Source organism: Synechococcus sp. H55.7 (assembly GCF_047462395.1).
In the GTDB taxonomy this organism is placed as follows: Bacteria; Cyanobacteriota; Cyanobacteriia; order Thermostichales; family Thermostichaceae; genus Thermostichus.
Genome location: NZ_JANSJD010000006.1, coordinates 96401 through 113930 on the forward strand (window position 1 = coordinate 96401; position 17530 = coordinate 113930).

15 protein-coding genes are annotated in these 17530 nt (G+C 61.1%); 5 read left to right on the forward strand and 10 right to left on the reverse strand.

Annotated elements, in window-relative coordinates; translation table 11 throughout:
• Nucleotides 1-39: 39 nt before the first annotated feature.
• Nucleotides 40-279, forward strand: coding sequence for a DNA-directed RNA polymerase subunit omega (locus NW851_RS04540; RefSeq protein WP_414333373.1), 240 nt, complete (start codon nt 40-42; stop codon nt 277-279).
• Nucleotides 280-299: 20 nt separating this feature from the next.
• On the opposite strand, the gene NW851_RS04545 is transcribed toward NW851_RS04540, so the two are convergent.
• From NW851_RS04545 to coaBC, 4 genes are all read right to left on the reverse strand, one after another.
• Nucleotides 300-2183, reverse strand: coding sequence for a mechanosensitive ion channel family protein (locus tag NW851_RS04545; RefSeq protein ID WP_414333362.1), 1884 nt, complete (start codon nt 2181-2183; stop codon nt 300-302).
• A 23-nt stretch (nt 2184-2206) separates the two neighbouring features.
• Nucleotides 2207-3325: a calcium/proton exchanger gene (gene cax, locus NW851_RS04550; RefSeq protein ID WP_414333372.1), complete on the reverse strand. Its 1119-nt coding sequence runs from the start codon at nt 3323-3325 to the stop codon at nt 2207-2209.
• Nucleotides 3326-3524: 199 nt separating this feature from the next.
• Nucleotides 3525-4295 carry a hypothetical protein gene (locus tag NW851_RS04555; RefSeq protein ID WP_414333360.1) on the reverse strand — a complete coding sequence of 257 codons (771 nt, stop codon included), beginning with the start codon at nt 4293-4295 and terminating at the stop codon, nt 3525-3527.
• Nucleotides 4296-4414: 119 nt separating this feature from the next.
• Nucleotides 4415-5644: a bifunctional phosphopantothenoylcysteine decarboxylase/phosphopantothenate--cysteine ligase CoaBC gene (gene coaBC / locus NW851_RS04560; RefSeq protein WP_414337158.1), complete on the reverse strand. Its 1230-nt coding sequence runs from the start codon at nt 5642-5644 to the stop codon at nt 4415-4417.
• A 332-nt stretch (nt 5645-5976) separates the two neighbouring features.
• Here coaBC and NW851_RS04565 point away from each other — a divergent pair, with 332 nt between their 5' ends.
• From NW851_RS04565 to NW851_RS04575, 3 genes are all read left to right on the forward strand, one after another.
• Nucleotides 5977-6345 (forward strand): AbrB family transcriptional regulator, encoded by a 369-nt coding sequence (locus NW851_RS04565; RefSeq protein WP_011432615.1) that lies wholly within the window; start codon nt 5977-5979, stop codon nt 6343-6345.
• 250 nt (nt 6346-6595) lie between these two features.
• Nucleotides 6596-7378, forward strand: coding sequence for an Ig-like domain-containing protein (locus NW851_RS04570; RefSeq protein ID WP_414333358.1), 783 nt, complete (start codon nt 6596-6598; stop codon nt 7376-7378).
• Nucleotides 7379-7388: 10 nt separating this feature from the next.
• Nucleotides 7389-9104 (forward strand): helicase HerA domain-containing protein, encoded by a 1716-nt coding sequence (locus NW851_RS04575; RefSeq protein WP_414333356.1) that lies wholly within the window; start codon nt 7389-7391, stop codon nt 9102-9104.
• On the opposite strand, the gene NW851_RS04580 is transcribed toward NW851_RS04575, so the two are convergent.
• The 3 genes from NW851_RS04580 to NW851_RS04590 all read right to left on the reverse strand — a co-directional run bounded on the left by NW851_RS04580 (nt 9074) and on the right by NW851_RS04590 (nt 12811).
• The gene (locus NW851_RS04580; RefSeq protein WP_414337159.1) at nt 9074-10318 is read right to left on the reverse strand and encodes an FAD-dependent hydroxylase; all 1245 of its coding nucleotides are present in this window, start codon (nt 10316-10318) and stop codon (nt 9074-9076) included. The genes NW851_RS04575 and NW851_RS04580 overlap by 31 nt on opposite strands.
• 6 nt (nt 10319-10324) lie before the next feature.
• Entirely contained in the window at nt 10325-11311 is a 987-nt protein-coding gene (locus NW851_RS04585) for a methyltransferase domain-containing protein (RefSeq protein ID WP_414333352.1), read from the reverse strand.
• A 441-nt stretch (nt 11312-11752) separates the two neighbouring features.
• Entirely contained in the window at nt 11753-12811 is a 1059-nt protein-coding gene (locus NW851_RS04590) for a glucokinase (protein WP_414333351.1), read from the reverse strand.
• A 255-nt stretch (nt 12812-13066) separates the two neighbouring features.
• Here NW851_RS04590 and NW851_RS04595 point away from each other — a divergent pair, with 255 nt between their 5' ends.
• Complete coding sequence (locus NW851_RS04595; RefSeq protein ID WP_414337160.1) at nt 13067-13684, forward strand: DUF3120 domain-containing protein; 618 nt, start codon at nt 13067-13069, stop codon at nt 13682-13684.
• Nucleotides 13685-13701: 17 nt separating this feature from the next.
• Here the strand turns inward: NW851_RS04595 and NW851_RS04600 are convergent, their stop codons facing one another.
• The 3 genes from NW851_RS04600 to NW851_RS04610 form a co-directional block, all read right to left on the reverse strand.
• Nucleotides 13702-14313, reverse strand: coding sequence for a hypothetical protein (locus NW851_RS04600; RefSeq protein ID WP_414333347.1), 612 nt, complete (start codon nt 14311-14313; stop codon nt 13702-13704).
• Nucleotides 14313-14837, reverse strand: a complete 525-nt coding sequence (ilvN, locus tag NW851_RS04605) for an acetolactate synthase small subunit (protein ID WP_414333369.1) — start codon at nt 14835-14837, stop codon at nt 14313-14315. Before ilvN ends, NW851_RS04600 begins: the two co-directional genes overlap by 1 nt.
• 173 nt (nt 14838-15010) lie before the next feature.
• Nucleotides 15011-17497, reverse strand: coding sequence for a DUF3656 domain-containing U32 family peptidase (locus NW851_RS04610; RefSeq protein ID WP_414333345.1), 2487 nt, complete (start codon nt 17495-17497; stop codon nt 15011-15013).
• Nucleotides 17498-17530 lie beyond the last annotated feature (33 nt).

Here is a 17530-nt window from a genome sequence, read left to right on the forward strand (position 1 = left end):
TCCCCTGTAACAATAGATGCCAAGGTTAAAACTGCGATGATGGCCCCACGCAAGCATCAACTGGCTATCGACAACGACGAGCTGATGCGTCGGGTAGAGGCTCTGATCAACGCCTCCAAAAATCGCTACCGCATCACAGTACAGGTGGCCAACCGGGCCAAGCGCCGTCGCTACGACGATCCCGACGATCTGGAAGATGGCTGGATGAAGCCCATCCGCCGCGCCGTCATCGAGATGTCGGATGAACTGACTGAGCCGGAAATCATCGGCGACGAGTAGCTTGCAGGCCAGCCGGGCGGCTAAGGGCGATGAAGACCCTCGGCAGGAACCTGGTCTGTGAGGTCTTCTGGATCAAGATCCCTTTCCCGCGGACGGGCCTCCAGCCGCGACTCCATCAGGCGCAGCAGGCGGTGGGTCTCCTCTGGGCTGAGGCCCTGGATGCGCATCTCCAAGGGGCTGTGGAACCAGAGGGTTTGCTGCGGAAACGGAATCCGGATCCCGGCTTGGTCGAAGGCATGTTTGAGGCGACGGCGATATTCCCGCGCCACCCGCCACTGCTGCAGGGGCTGCACCTTGATCCAGATGCGCAGGGTGATCCCCCGCTCCCCCAGGTCATCGACGCCGTGCATCTCGGGGGGCTCGAGGATCTTGTCCCGCCAAGCCGGCTCCCGGTACATCTGGAGCGCCACCTGCTCGGTGATGCGGATGGCCTGTTCCAGGTCGTTTTCGTAGGCGATCACGATCCCCAAATCCACCCGCGACCAGCCGTTGGAGAGGTTCTCCACCACCCGAATGGCGCTGTTGGGAATGGAGATCAGGCTGCCTTCGGTGTTGCGCAACTGGGTTAGCCGCAGATCCATGTGTTCCACCAGGCCGCCCCGCCCATCCACCACGATCACATCTCCTTCGGCAAATTGGTCTTCCAGCAAAATCAACAGCCCGTTGATCACGTCTTTGATCAAATCCTGGGCAGCCAGGGAAATCCCCAGCCCGATAAAGCCCAGGCTGGCCACCAAAGGGCCGATATTCACCCCCACCGAGGCCAAGCCGACCAGGGATCCCAGCAAAACCAGCGCGGTGGCTGTCACTCCTTTGGAGACACCGGCAAAGGTGCTGAGGCGTTTGCTGAGGCGATAGGTGGGGGCATTTTGCCACTGCTCCTGGCGCAAGGCGGCGAAGAGGCCGTCCAGCAGCAGGCTGCTCAGCCAAACACTGCCATAAGTCGCCAGGCCCACCCCTGCCAAGCGCAGCAGAGGGCCGCGCAGCGAGACCAGGAGAAACGTTTGCAAGGGTCGTGTTTGGGGGAAAAGGCCCAAACTCACCCCAACGCCGCCCGTCCACAGGCCAACCTGCACCAGGCGCAGCAGACGAATGTGCAGCTCCAAATAGGATGCCTGCCGTTTGCGCCCTGCCTGTTGTTCGACCAAGACGGGATCCTCGCCCGGCTCCCCCTGGAGGCGCTCCTGCACCTCTGCTTGGATGGCCTGGTACTCCGCCTGCAGGGCATCGCGTTTTTGCTGCAGCCGTCGTCGTTCTCGTTGACAAAGCCGGCTCAGGCTTGCCGCTGCTGCCAGAATGGCGAGGGCTATCAGGGCTTGGCGGCGCAAAAACTGGGGCTGTCGCTCCCGCTGCCAGGTGCGCAGGGCCTCCTCGACAATGCCCGCCACCTGTTCGGCCCAATCCATCGGCTGGCTGCCCTGAAGCTGAGCATCCAGAGAGGTGATGGTCATCAAATGGCGTCCATTCACCCGGATCACCGGCTGATTGGTTTGGCTGTCGAGGACGACCTCCACCCGCAGTGTTTCCGGGTCAAGGCCCGACTGGGCCAACTGGCGCAGGGTTTGTTCGATGGAGCGGGCCCGCTGCGACACCGGCGGCACGCTGCCGGGATCCCCCTGCAGCGCGGCGACCAAAAACAGCCGCCGCCCATCCAGCGTCACGGCCTCCGTTTGGATGGAGGTGGTGGGCAGGCTGAGCGCCTGCCGCAGCTCTTCCAGGGCATCCAAGCGGTTGAGCAAAGGCAGGTTGGAGGCGGTGCCGTTGTTTTGAGAAGTTTCCTGACCCCATGCCGGCTCGATGGCCGGGGATAGGGCGAGGGAAGTGCCGAAAAAAAGGAGCGGCCAAAGCAGGGATCCCGCTGTTCCCCGCCTCGATCTACTTGAAGCTTGCAGATTGTGCGGCATGAGCCGATGCTAAAGTTCTTCCATCAATCTAAGAAGAAGAAAGCAATGCCGAGAATGGCATAGGTGGCCAAGAGCAACAGCCCCTCCAGCCAGTTGGAGCGCCCGTCGCTGCTGACGGAGTTGACCAGCAACACCGAGACGGCGATCGCCACCAGCTCCACCATGCCGAAGTTAAAGTTCATCGGCTGGCCCAGCAGGTCACCGGCCAGGACCAGCAGGGGCGCCACGAACAGGGCAATTTGCATCGTCGAGCCCAGAGATACTGAGAAGGAGAGATCCATCTTGTCTTTCATGGCCACCGTAATTGCCGTCGCATGTTCGGCCGCATTGCCGATGATCGGCAGCAAGATCACCCCCATAAACAGCGAGGTAATGTGCCAATGCTCCAGAGTGTGCTCCAAGGTGCTCACCAACAGTTCCGACTCCAGTGCCACCAACACCGTCAACCCCAAAAGGGCCAACACCCAAGGCCATAGCCCAGGCTGCTCGGGCGGGGCCGTCAACACTTGGGGAATGGAGCCCTCCGCCTGCAAAACCGGATTGGGGGCCAGGCGATTGGCCGCCTCATTCTCTGCGGCTGCGGCCTCGTGAAGAGCGTAGAGGTAACTGTGGGTTTTGAGGGAAAACAGCAAGGTGAGGCCGTAAACCCCGATCAGCACCAGAGCCACCGCCGTGGACAGCTCTTGGATGGAGAGCGCTCCCAAGTTGGCATCGGCATAGGTGACCACACTGGGCAAGATCAAGGCCACCACCGCCAGGTTCATCACCGAGGCATTCATGCGAGCCACTTCGGGCCGAAAGCTCTGCTCGCGAAACTTAATGCCGCCCAAAAACATGGCCAGCCCGGCCACCAGCAGCAGGTTGCTGATGATCGAGCCGGTGATCGAGGCTTTCACCACCTCCACCAGCCCCGCCCGCAGCGCCACCAAGCCGATGATCAATTCTGCCGCATTGCCAAAAGTGGCGTTGATCAACCCCCCTATGGTCGGCCCGGTCAAGGCGGCAATCTCCTCGGTGGCTTGACCCATAAACTTGGCCAAGGCCACCACCGCCAAGGCGGCACAGAGGAAGACCAGATTGGGATCCCAGCCTCGGAAGTGCCCCACCCAAGATAGAGGAACTCCCGCCAGCAGCAGGAACATCAGGCCGTTCAAACCTCTCTGCCAACCTGCTGCAGAGCGATCCGGAGAACCCAGAGAATTTGCATTAGCCAGAGTCATGGTTGCACAAAAAGGGAGCGCCAATAGATGCCGTTTGGGTTTTGGAGAGCAGTACCCCCACCGATGGGGCCATCTCCAAGAGTCTAACGGCTGCGAGGGGCAGTTGGATAGGTGCGTCTGGCTAGAGGGAGATAACCCGGTTGCGCTGCAACTGCCGGGCGATCTCGGCTCCCAATTGATCCGACAGGCGCTGCGGATCGGCAATTTTCAAAAAACTGCTGCCCTCCACCTCGAAAGGAAAGGATCCCTCGATGTCGTCGCGGGGCAGTTGTACCAGCAGCAATTGCTCGGGGCGCTTCGCTTGCAGGGCATAGCCCAACTCCAAACAGACCTGGGGACTGGGCAGAGGCCGTCCTCGGCCATTCACCTGCACCGGGGTGACATCGGCCACCACCAGTAGCGCGTGCTTGAGCTTGCGAATCAGGGCCGCGTCGATTAGAGGTGTCTCGCTTTCGCTGGGCAGGGATCCCTGCAGTTGCAGCGGAAGAACCGGTTGGTGATGGCGGTTAATGGTCTCCACCACCGCCTGCAACGCCTGGTGCAGCGTGGCGCTGGAGTCGGGGTAATCCGCTTGGCCACAAAAGTAGATGACCGGCTCCGTCATGTTCAGGGTGGCCCGCTTATTAAAGTAGATCTCGCGGCTGATCAAATCGAGGTTGGAGATGCTGTAGGCGCCGCTGCCCTCGATGTAAAACTCCACCAGCTCCCCTTCCAAGTAGCGCTGCCACCAGACAGAAGCCTTCACCTGCTCCACATCGTCGAGGAAATCGGCTCGCATCGCCGTTTTCAAGAGGCCGGTACGGCTTAGGCGCAGATCGGGAGCCCTCTGTTGAACTTGGGAGGCAGACAACACCGAATCCAAATACCAGGCTTTCAAAACGATGATCGCCATCGGATCCCTCTGCGCTTAGCCTCAAAGGTACCTGATTTTGGCCTGATTTTGGTCCGATCGCCGGGAGAACCGTTACCCTCGCAGCCGAGATACGAAGCCAAAACAGTGAGGCCTCGGGGTCAGCTCGGCTCCAGCTGCAGGGCCAGATCCAGCAGCCGGTGGGCCAGGGTGGCCTTGGTTGTCCAAGGCAGCCGTTCTGGGCTGCCCTGCCGCGGGATCCAGTAGCCTTGGTTGTGGCTGCTGCCAAAGCCGCTCTCCGGCTGGTCGATGGGATTGGCCACAATGGCGTCCAGCCCTTTCTGCTGCAGCTTCTCCTTGGCTGAGGGGAGGGGATCCCCGCTCTGGGCGGCAAAGCCGATAAGAAGCTGACCGGGACGTCGGTGGCGGGCCAGGGCTGCCACCAGGTCAGGGACAGGCTCCAAGGGCAGCATGGGGGGCAGATCGCCTTTTGGCAGTTTCCCCGCGTAAACCTGGGCGGGGCGCACATCCCCCACAGCGGCAGCCATCCACAAAAGATCCACCTGGGGAAATTCCGCCTGCAAAACTCTCTCCAGTTGGGCTGCCGTCTCCACCGGCATGGCCCGAATGGCGAAGGGTGCTGGATCAAAGGGGATCCCCAGCGGCCCATGCACCAGCGTGACTTCGGCCCCCCGACAGGCGGCTGCCACCGCCAGCGCCACCCCCATCCGCCCACTGGCAGGGTTGCCGATAAAGCGCACCGCGTCGATGGGCTCGCGGGTGCCTCCTGCCGTCACCAACACCCGCTTCCCTTGCCAGTCTTTTTTCCCCCCTGTCCAGAGCAGAGCCCGCACATACTCCTGCAGCGCCTCTGGCTCCAACATACGCCCTTCCCCCACCGCATCACAGGCCAGGCGGCCCCTGGCAGTGGGCAAGGCCCAGAAGCGGGGATCCCGTTGCAGCCGCTGCCAATTCTCGGCCACCGCTTCAGCCTTCCACATGTGGGTATTCATGGCCGGCGCCAGGGCCACCGGACAGTGGCAAGCCAAAACCACATTGGTGAGCAAATTGTCCGCCAGCCCCTGGGCCACCTTGCCCAAGGTGTTGGCCGAAAGCGGCGCAATCAGAAGAGCCTCGGCCCATTCCCCCAGCTCGATGTGCAGCGGCCGTCCCCGCGTGGCTTGCCAAAACTCGGCATCCGTGAAAGCTGGCTGGCGAGACACGGTGGCAAATGTCAGCGGGGAGATAAACTGTTCTGCAGCTTTCGTCAAAACCACCCTCACCTCTGCCCCCTGCTGGGCCAGAGCAGATACCAAAACCGCCGTTTTGTAGGCAGCAATCCCCCCGCTCACCCCAACCAGAAGACGCCGTCCCGACCAAAAGAGATCCATATCGAGTGACACTCAAACAGCCTTGTTTCCAGTTTCCCTGCTTTTGCTCAACTCCGGTGCCGCAGCGGGGATCCAGCGTCTAGAGACACTCAAAGACACTTTTATATGCCCTTGGCCCTGAGGGCCTGTCCCTTCCGCGAAAGTCTCCCCCACAGGTTCTGGCCTCTAGAGAAAATTCTCCACTACTGTTTTGCGCAATCACCCTTCAATCCCATTGCAGCCGCCGAACCTATTCTCTCTAATAGGAAGGTAAAGAGGAATTGGAGGAACCTCTATTGCAATCGCTGTTTGTTTCTGGCTACACTAACTGTTGTCCTTAAAACCACCTTGATATGGCTACAACCAGTAAACCAAAACCACTCACTGGCCAAGAGCTCCTCGACAAAGTAACTTCAATGGGAAATGCGGATCGCAAGGAAAAAGCTCGCGCCTGTGGCTATGTCACCTACACCAAGAATGGTCAGGAGCGAGTGAATCTGATGCAGTTTAACAATGCCCTGCTGAAGGCTGTTGGCGTGGATCTCGGTGCCAGTGACGAAAATGGATCTCGTGGCCGCGCTCCTACCTTCCGGGTTTCGGTTCATAAGAATGGCAATCTCCTAATTGGAGCTGCCTACACCAAGAAGATGGGCCTCAAGCCCGGAGATGAGTTCGAGATCAAGTTGGGCCACCACAACATCAAGCTGGAGCGCGTCAACTGATTGGCTGTCTCCCTGTACTGCTTCTCCCTGCTGGTGATCTCCTATCAGCTTGGGTGAAGCCCTCAATATGATTTTCAGCCTTTGGGAGCAGCAGCCTCTTCTTTTTGCTCCGGCGTTCATTGTTCGTCTACTCTACCAGACAAGGGATCCTCATGATCCGCTGGGGATCCCTGACGATCTGTATCTCATCAACGGCTGAAGCATGGATTAAGTTCGCTATTCTGACAACAGTAGAATTGGGTCTGCGGCAATGAACACTCCGACCGTACAGAATATCTTTCGCCACTGGGGACGGTGGCGAACTTGGGCGGGGCTGTTGTTGTTGGCAGCAATGTTCTTTATCAGCGGGTCTCATCCGTGGGTTTGGTCCCAGTCGAATGCGTCTTTACAGTGGGTCTCTTCTCAACCTGCCCCTGAACAGCAGGATGTTTTGATAGATGGAGTCATTCGGCTGCAATTCGATCGACCGCTGGATCCCAATCTACAACGGCTGGCGGTTCAGTTGGAGCCGCCGGCAGCGGTCATTTTCGACGTGCAGGGAGACGAGTTGTTGCTTAAGCCTCGAGATCCCTTGCGCTTCAGCACCGACTACACCCTTACGATTGCCCCCCAAGAGGGGCTGCCGCTGGAGCAGGCCATCCAACTGCGCTTTCGCACCGAGCCGCAGTTTACCTACGAGCGGGACATCAAACCGCTGCTGGAGGCCAGTTGTGTCGGCTGTCACCAGCCGGCGGGGCGACAGCGCACCCAGTTGCTGGATAGCTACGAGGCGGTTCTGGCCTACGTCAAGCCAGGGGATCCCAAGAGCGAGTTGATCGATCCCCGCTGGACGCGCCGCCACGCCACTATTCTCAACGCCAACAATCCCAACCGCTCTCAGGCCCGCGGCGGATCCCCGGAGATCGCCTACATCCAGGCCCGCGGGCTGCCCCTCTCCCGTCTGGGCTTTTGGACGCCGGAGGAGGTGGAGATCGTCCGCACCTGGATCGTGCAGGATGGCGCCCCCCGCACCAGCGCCCGTGCCCAGAACTAGTCTCACCGCCATGACCGCTTCCCAACCTTTGGCCACGGTGATTCAGGGATCCCTGAGTCGGGGCTTGGAAGCTCGCCTCAACCCCGGTGTTTCGGTAGAAGACCTGCGGGTGGGCAAGTTTGTGGTGATTCAAGGGGAGCGCCACCGCTTCTTCGGTCTGCTCACCGACGTTACGTTAGCAACCAGCAACCCCCAGATCCTGGTCAACCCCCCCCGCCCGGAAGAGACCCTGCTGCAGGAGGTGCTGGCAGGTACCGGCACCTACGGGGTTATCGCCCTCACGCCGATGCTGATGCTGGTGCCGCGGCAGACGGAAGGGGAAAGGCTGTACCCCCTCATTGATCCCAAGCGGCCAGAAGATGGCGGCCCAGCCCTTCCTGGTGCCGAGGCGATGGAGCTGTTGCCGGTGAAAACGGTGCCGGCCCATTTTTCCCAGGTGTACGAGGCGCGGGAGCTGGACTTTCGCACCGTCTTCGGCTGGGAAGAGGACCCAACTCGGCGCAACTTCGCCATCGGTCAGCCCTTGGACATGGCGGTGCCCATTTGCCTAGATTTGGATCGCTGGGTGGAGCGCAGCAACGGCATCTTCGGCAAGTCCGGTACCGGCAAATCCTTCCTGGCCCGCCTGCTCCTGGCGGGCATCATCCGCAAACGGGCGGCGGTGAACCTAATTTTTGATATGCACTCCGAGTACGGCTGGGAGGCGGCCAGCGAGGATAGGCAGGCCACCACTGTCAAGGGGCTGCGGCAGCTCTTCCCCGGCCAGGTACAAATCTATACCTTGGATCCCGATTCCACCCGGCGGCGAGGGGTGCGGGATGCCCGCGAACTGTTTATTGCCTACAACCAGATCGAGGTGGAAGATCTGGCCCTGTTGGCGGAGGAGCTCAACCTCTCGGAGGCCAGCCTGGAAAACGCCATTATCCTGCGCAACGAGTTTGGCCGCGACTGGATCAGCCGGCTCTTGAGCCTCTCCAACGCCGAGGTTCAAGAGTTTTGCGAACAGAAGATGGGCAACAAGGCCTCGATCCTGGCCCTGCAGCGCAAGCTCACCCGCCTCGACGACCTCAAGTACATCCGCAACAGCTTGCCCCACAACTACATCGGCGAGATCTTGGAGGCCCTCAGCCGCGGCATCCACGTGGTCATCGAGTTCGGATCCCAGTCCAACCTGCTCTCCTACATGTTGGCAGCCAACGTCATCACCCGCCGCATCCACCAGGCCTATGTGCAGCAGACAGAGCGGTACCTGCAGTCCAAAAATCCCCTCGACCGGCCCCGGCAACTGTGCATCACCATCGAGGAAGCGCACCGCTTTCTGGATCCGCGGGCGGCCAAGCAGACCATTTTCGGCACTATTGCCCGCGAGATGCGCAAGTACTTTGTCACGCTGCTGGTGGTGGATCAGCGCCCTTCCAGTATCGACAGCGAGGTGATGTCGCAGTTGGGCACCCGCATCACGGCCCTCCTCAACGACGACCAAGATATCGAGGCCGTGTTCACAGGGGTAGCCGGCAGCCAGAACTTGAAAACAGTGCTGGCCAAGCTGGATTCCAAACAGCAGGCCCTGATCCTCGGCCATGCCGTGCCCATGCCGGTGGTGGTGCAAACCCGCTCCTACGACCCCAGGTTCTACGCCGAGATCGCCGATCCCGACTGGTCCCAGGCCGCCGATGCGGAGGTGCTTTGGGCAGCTCAGAAGGCCAAGGAGGAACTGGGGTTGTAGGGAGGGCTTCCCCACAAGCCAGTCATCAGGCGCAGCAAAAAGCAGCGCAGGGGCGGAAAGGCCATCATCCCGCTCAGGATCCAGCGCCGCAAGACCACCAGGGGCCAGTAGGAGTTGGAGAAGGTGCGGGTGAGTAGATCCGTGAAGAGCAGCACCAGCCAGTTTTCCCAACGGCGACGGCGACCGTAGCGGCGCAGGACTTTGACATCTCCCAGATCCTCGTGCCGTTGCCAAGCAGCCAACAGCACCTGGGCCAAGGCAGCGGCATCGCGGATGCCGAGGTTCAGCCCTTGGCCGGCCACCGGATGGCAGTGGTGAGCAGCATCTCCCACCAACGCCAAGCGGTGCTGATAGTAGCGGCGGCTCTGGCGCAGACGGGCCGGGAAGACTTGGGGCGGGTTCAGCAAGGTGAGGCAGCCGCCCTGGACGCCGTAGTAGCGCTGCATCTCGGCCAAGAAGTCGGCCTGAGAAAGGGCCAGCGTGGCTTTGGCCTGCTCGTGGGGCAGGATCCAGACCACCTGGCAGCGATTGCCGGGCAGGGGCAGGATGGCGAAGGGGCCAGCAGGCCAGAAGCGTTCGTAGGCGATGTTTTGGTGGTCTTGGGCAGGGGCCACCAGGGCGGTGATACACGACTGCCAGTAGTCCCAGCCGTCGCTAGGGATCCCTGCCCGCTGCCGCACGGGAGAGCGCAGGCCGTCCGCAGCCACCACCAGAGCGGCGGCCAGTCGGCGCCGGCCCTGTGTCATTTCCAGCTCTACCTCGGCGGCAACCTTCCCGTAGGTTACCCTCTCCACCCTGGCTTCGTAGTAGCAGGTGATCTTGGGATCGGCGGCTACTTGCTCCTGGAGCACCTGCTGCAGCCGAGCATGTTCGCCGCAGTAGAAAACCGCCGTTTCCCCCACATCCTCCGGCCTAAATGTCACCCGCTGGGGAGCGTTGGCGTCGGTCAGAATCACCTGGGCAAAGGGCGTGATGTGGGGAGCCAGCGCCTCCCACACCCCGATGGCCCGAAAGATGCGGATCGACAGCGGCGAAAGGGCATAGGCCAAGGGGCGCTGCCTGACTGCCTCAGCCGACTGGGCCTCGATGAGGGCCAAGCGCAGGCCGGAGCCCTGCAGGGCACAAGCTAGAGTCAGGCCCGCAATGCCGCCGCCGACGATGATCACGTCGTAGAGGGCGTCCAGGGTATCCGGAGTGGGAGCAAGGATCGTCATTGTCTCTTATTGGGTGCTGTGGCCAACTACTTCTGGGGAGGCGGAGTTTGCCGGCGTGGCGGCCCGCACCGCCCGGAACATGCCAAAGCGGCAGAGGCCGGTGCCGAAGGCCAGGCGCATGAGCAAGAAGGTGGGCACCTCCCGCAGCGACTTAATCAAGCCTACCAAGCCAAACTTCAGCAAGCCCTCGGGACGGACAATGCCCTGCCAGATGGAATCCAGCCAAGAAGGAAGGGTTTCTTGCGTCCAGTCGGCGGTTTCCACCTGCCCTTCCACCAGCCCGGTGGCTTGCAACTGTTCGGCAAACCCCTCGATGCTGGAAAAAGCGGGGTGCGACCACTGATCCAACAACTGCCGCATCACCAGCCGCTCCCAAAAGTTGAGGGGCTTTTGACGGTCGTCCCGCTGGTTCCAGTCCGCCACCACCAAGATGCCTCCCGGCTTGAGCACCCGCAGCATCTCGCTGGCGTAGCGGGCCTTGTCCGGCATGTGGGGCCCCGCTTCGATGGACCAGACCACATCAAAGCTGGCGTCGGGAAAGGGCAGATTGAGGGCATCGGCCACCTGAAACCGGACGGGCAGATCGGGGGGGGTGAGCTCTTGGGCCCGCTGCACCTGCTGTGGGCTAATGGTGATGCCGGTTACGACAAAGCCGTAGTCGCGGGCCAAGATGCGACAACTACCGCCGATGCCGCAACCTACATCCAGCACCGTCGTCCCCGGCGGCAACCGATCCAGCCCGCCCCAGCGCACCATCTCGTGGACAAAGTCGTGCTTGGCCTGGATGAAGTTCTTCCGCCGCGGCGGGGATCCGTAGTGGCCGAGGTGAATATGCTCGCCCCAGTAGAACTCCAGGATCCCGTCGCGGGTCCACTCGTCGTAAGACTTAGCCACGGATGCGGGAGACTCGTATTTGCGAGCAGTCAACAGGTAGGCTGCCAGACCCACGGCCAGCAGCAGAGCTATGCTCAAAGCCCAGAGGATTGGATTCATCGGATTATAGTCGTTTCAAACAAGATTAAGACACTTTGCCGCCGACCCAAGCGCTCCGGGCCTCTACCCTCACCCCCAACCCCTCTCCCAGAGGTGCCCAAGCGCTCCGCGCCGCTAACGCGACCACCCCCAACCCCTCTCCCAGAGGGAGAGGGGAGTTAGGGATAGCGCTCCGCGCCGCCGGCGCGTTCGCGACAGCGTTGCGTAGAAATAACGACGTAGAGAAACGTTTCATTGCTACTTGGTAGTGACTATAACTGTGCTGAGGGACGGCGATCATCGGTTGGATGGCGGCTGCCCGCTATTGGGAAGTCTAACAATGCGGCAAAGATCCAATCCCATTTTGCCCCATCCGCCAAGGGATGAAGTTTAGGATCCCGACGAGGGACGGCTGGACAAGATTGTCCAGCATGATTCCAGCATCAATGGGGATCGTTGCCATCATCCGCTGGGCTGGGTGGTCTTGCCAGACAAAAGGGTGGCGGCATAGCGAGCAGCTCCCTTCAACCCCACCTGCGCATTCACCACCACCTGCACCGACAGTTGCTCCAGGAGAGGACGCATCCGCCCTTTGTCCAAAAACGAGGACAAAAACTCTCCTTGGTGCAAGAGGCGCAAGAGCTTGGGCGCGATCCCACCGGCGATGAACAGGCCCCCGCGAGGCAGCAGTTGCAGGGCGAAGTTCCCGACCGCAGCTCCGTACAAGCTGATAAAAAGCCGCAGACACTCCACTGCCAGCGGATCCCGTGCTTCCATGGCGGCATTGGCAATTTGGGCTGCCGGGTCAACAGGCTCGGCCCCCTTTTCCCAAGCCTCAATTTGGGCCAGCAACTGTTCTTCCCCTTGCCCCCACCGACTATCCCGCAAAAATTGATAGATGGCAACAATTCCCTGCCCTGAGACCACCCGCTCGGTGGAGACACGCCCGTGCCGTTTTTGCAAATACCTCAAAAGCTCCCACTCTAAAGGGGTGCGCGGGGAAAAATCCACATGCCCTCCCTCGCTGGCATGAACCTGGTAGCCGCCTTCTCCCCAGGTGAGGTAAGCCTGCCCCAAACCCGTACCTGCTCCCATCACGCCAATCGGAGCCCGGGGTTGACGCTCACCCACTTGCAAGGTGTCCAGATCTTGATCGCCCAGGGCAAGCAGGCCATACCCCACAGCGCTGAAGTCGTTGATCAAGGCTACGCGCGGGATCCCCAGCTCTGCGGCCAATTGGCTTGACTGCAGATCCCAAGGCAAGTTGGTGATCTTGGCGGTCTGTACCCTTGCTCGCTCCATCACCGGGCCGGCCACCGCAAAACAGGCAGCAGCAGGCTGTGGATCTCGACCCAGCTCCTGCCGAGCCTGGGCCAGAAACTCTCCCACCATCGGGGCGAGGCTGACGAAATCTTGGCTGGCGTAGCGGCAATGATAAAGGCTGTGCTCGGGATCCTCGGCATTGACAAGGCTGAGGCTGGTTTTGGTGCCCCCGATATCTGCGGCCAACAGCAAGTCCATACGGTTTCCTCCGGCCAGCACATCGTTTCCACCCTGGCATCTCTGGAGAGGGAATGCCCATTTCGGCCTCCCGGAGCTTTCCTGCTCCTGTCACGGCGAAGAAGGTGCTATGTTAACTGATGTAAAGGTTTTTAATGTTGCATTTTGTCTTCCACACCTTTTTTGCCCCCTCTCCCAAATGAGCCTCTGCTGTCATCTGAGCATCGCCCTCTCCCAATTCAAAGGCGTTTCGGATCCCACCATGCCATTGGGGGAATGGCGGCTCTGCTCGTCTGCCTGCCCGTTTTTGTGCAAGCGCCCCTGGTGCGATATGCCCCCTGGGTGAGCTTGGTGATGTCTTTGGGCTGGTTGGGCCTCAGTTTGCATCTCTACTCGCAGCTCCGTACCCGCCTGTGGGGAGATTTGCTCTACGGCTTTACCCTGACTTGGCTGGCGGGATCCCTGTATTGGGGCTGGCTGCGCTTTGAGCCTCTTTGGCACATGCCCGTGGAAGCTTTGGGGATCCCGATTGTCTGGTGGGGGACACGGCAGCGGTTTGCCCGCATCGGCTCCTGGTTTTATCTCGGTTCCCTGTGGGGCACGGCGATTACCGATCTTTACATTCACTCGGTGGGCTTGCTGCCGGAGTGGCGACAGGCGATGCAGTTCGACCGCTTGGATCAGGCGGTTGTCCCTTTCATGGCCGCTCTTGACAAAATGGCTACCCCCTGGGGCCTGAGTTGGGGCATCGGCCTGGGCCTTCTCTTGCTGGGCGCTGGGTTGTGGATGATTCGGGGATCCCGCCGCCTGCACCATTGGGCCTTTGCCGGAGCAGTGCTAAATACCCTGTTGGTGGATGGTCTTTTTGCCTGGGGGGCGGCTTTGCTGCGGTGAGCGGCGGCAGGTTTGCATCAGGCTGCCGGGATGGCCGGTTCTGGCTCGGCAGGAGGCAACTCCGGTGCCGGTGCGGGCTGAGGCAGAAAGTCGATGACCCTCCAGGTCTTAGCATCAGGCGAGCCGTAGGCCAGTAGCCACCGTTCGGGCACGGTTTGGGGCTCTGCGTCAGGCGAGCGCTGCGTAGCAACAGTTTGTGCCTTTTGGTGGGCCAAGGTGAGCTGAAAGGGATCCCCTTTGCGGCGATAAGGACGGCGGGATCCCGGCGGCTTCACGATCAGGGTGTAGGTACCGCTGAGGTGATGGCCTTCCAGCGTTTCTCCTGTTCTTGCGGAGCAACAGGCCAACAGCAAAGGTTCACGGCGATCCCGACGGATTTTCACATCTTGCACTTCCAGCCGGGCCGACAACTGCTCACTGCCCACCAAGGAGGCCACCGGCTCGGACAAATGAGCGATCTGATAGGCAAGGGCCTGCTGCACAATCGGCTTGGGCGGCCTGGGGCCGCAGCCGGCCAGCAGCCCCACCAGCACAATGGCCACAAGGCCGAGGATCCTGCGAATTCCGCCGCGCCAAGCCGATCCCCGCCACCTCTCCCCCGGTTGTGGCATCGCTTCTCGTAAGGCCATCAGATGGTCACTAAGGTGGGGTGTTGCTTCAAGTATTCCGTATTCACGCCAGACTCGCGGGTGAGGGCCACCAGACCGGTACGGGCGATCTCGCGGATGCCAAAGCTGGTCAACATCTTGATGATCGCCACCATTTTGCCCGGATCCCCGGTCACCTCGAGGGTCAAAGACTCCTCCGCCACATCCACAATCCGGGCACGAAACATTTGGGCGACATCCATGATGGCGGAGCGGGTCTCGGGGCTGGCATTCACCTTGACCAGCATCAGCTCCCGTTCCACACAGGGGACGTGGGTGATATCGGTAACTTTTAGCACATCGATGAGCTTGTAGAGCTGCTTCGTCATCTGCTCCACGTCGTGCTCATCTCCCTGCACCACCATGGTGATGCGAGAGATCCCCGGTCGTTCGGTGGGGCCGACGGTGAGGCTGTCGATGTTAAAGCCGCGACGGGCAAACATCCCCGCGATGCGGGTTAAAACGCCAGGCTGATCCTGCACAAGGGCGCTGAGGGTGTGTTTCACGGTAACCAAAGAGAGAGCTACGCAGAGGATAGGGAAGCAAAAGAAAGCTTGGGAAACGACCATGCCCTGAGGAAATTTTACGCCAATTTTGCGGGAGTGTTTTTTCTATTGCTCTGCCCACCCGGCCTCGGCAACCGCAGAGAATACAGAGGGTATGTAAGGCCGCGCAGCCTCTAACTCTGCAAAGACCCGCGCGTAACCCCCAATTGGCTATGTAGCTTCAGCTCGCGCCACAGCTGGGATCCGCTCATCCGGCCTTGGAGAAGCTGTTGATAGCAGCGCAAGGTTTGCCGGATCTGCTCGGGGGATTCCTGCAAGAACTCAATGCGCAGATATCGCAACCCCAGATCCAGCAGTTTTGGCACATGCTCGGCCCCGGTTTGGGCTTTGCCGTTGTAGAGAGTGTTGCGGCAGCCGGCATCGGCTTTCAAAATGTGCTCGACATTGGCCCTATCCCTCAGCCTCACCTCGTGTTTTTCGCAGGGACGGCCACAATTGGTGTAGTCGGTGCCGCGGGACAAAAAAGCGCAGAAGACACAGTGCTCCATGTGGAACATGGGCATGTGCTGGTGGATGGTGACCTCGTACCAGTGGGCGGGGCCGGCCTGGAGCAGGGATCCCAGTTGCTCGTGGTTGAGGTCATAGGAGGCCGTCAGGCGCTCCAAGGGGTAGCGGCTTTTGAAATAGTGGGCGGTGATGGGGTTGGCCACGTTCAAGGAAAAATCGCCGATGCAGCGCTGGCCGGCAAAAAAGCGCAGGTGGTCGTAGTTGCGCACCAGATAGCCATCGGCTCCTGCTGCCAACACCTGTTTGAGGATCCAGCTTTCTCCCGGCTTGGTGATGCGGGGCGGGGCCGCCCACAGCTCCACCTCAGGGTGAGCGGCCTTGGTGGCGCGGATAACTTCCCGGTAGCGGCGGGGATCCTCCAACTCCAGGTAGATCTGCCGGATGCCACAGGCAATTGCCGCCGGCAACTGCTCTGGATCCCGCACCAGCACCACCAGTTGGGGCGATCCCCTTTCCGGTTGCTCCGGGGCGGGCAGCAGATCTGGCCAGCGAGCTTCAGGGTTGAGCTGCCAGCGGCGGGGCCGAGCCCACAGCGCCTGCAACTGCTCCACGGCTTGGCGCCGCATTTGGTTGAGGACGCTCAGCGGCAGCATCACCTCTCCTTCCAGGGCATTGTGCAGGGATCCCAACTTGAACGGGGTGGAACCCAAACGACCCAGTTGCTGCCGCAGCTTCTCGTCGGTGAGGGGTTGGTGATGGGCAGGCTGCAAAGGCACCGGCGAATCCACCCGCACCACGTGGCCCTCTTCATCCCGCAGGATCAGCGTCAGGGGCAAGCCGGCCTGGCCGTGAACTTCCAGGTGGACGGGGCGTTGAAAGCGAGGCTGATCCCCGGCATAGCTCTGGCGCAGGCGTTTCTCCAGCTCCGGGTCGCTGGTCTTCCAGAGGCGATCCCCTGGCCGCAGGCGTTTGAGGTCAATGGCCCCCTGGGCAAAGCCAAGCCAGGCCAGCCCCTGCTTCTTGTGCACGCGGTAAACCCGCCCCCCCTGCTCCGGCTCTCCCTGGTCGAACACCACGCCATCGCCCGGCTTGAGGGGAGCCTGCAGGCGCACCCCCACCTGATCCCCTTCGATCCGCAGCACCTGCCCCAGGTAAACCCCCCGCTTCTTGCCAAAACGGGCATGCACCAGCTCTTGGTTGTTGATGCCCCGCAGCCAGCCGGTATACAGCCCGCGGGAAAAGCTCATCTCCAGCTCATACCACTCCTGAGCTGAGGGCTGCCACGCCTGCCCTGCCCCCAGGGCGTCCAAGGCCTGGCGATAGATGCGCGTTACATTGGCTACATACTCCGGCGATTTCAAACGACCCTCAATTTTTAAGCAGTGGATCCCCAGCTTGACCAGCTCCGGCAGCACCTCCAGACCGGCCAGATCTTGGGGGCTGAGCAGATACCGCTTCTCCCCCAGATCGCGCCGCATCCCGTCTACCACCAGCTCGTAGGGCAGGCGGCAGGCCTGGGCACATTCTCCGCGGTTGGCCGAACGTCCTCCCAGCGCCTCGCTGGTCAGACATTGCCCGGAATAGGCCACGCACAACGCCCCGTGCACGAAGATTTCCAAGCAGACGGGGGATCCCTTCTCTTCCAGATGGGCGCGGATCTTGGCCATCTCCTTGAGGGAACACTCCCGCGCCAGCACCACCACCTCACAGCCCAACTCGGCGGCAAACTCTGCCCCGATACCGCTGGTGACGGTCATCTGCGTCGAGGCGTGGATGGGGAAATCGGGAGAAAGATGACGGATCAAGCGTGCGATGCCAATATCCTGGACAATGACCGCATCCACCCCCGCCGCGATCATCGAGCGGATGTACCGCTCCGCTTCCTCCAGCTCCCCCGGAAAGACCAGAGTATTCAAAGTTACATAGCCTCGCACCCCCCGCTGATGCAGCCAAGCCATCAGCTCCGGCAAATCTGCCTCTGTGAAGTTGCGGGCGCGTAGGCGGGCGTTGAACCGCTCCAGCCCGAAGTAAATGGCATCGGCCCCGTTTTCTACCGCTGCCTTGGCACACTCCCAATCTCCTGCCGGCGCCAGCAGCAGCGGCAGCGCGACGGGCAAAGCCGCCGCCGCAGAACTTGTCCCAGACGTTTTCATCGCCCCACCCGGAGCAAAAGGGATCCTTTCCCA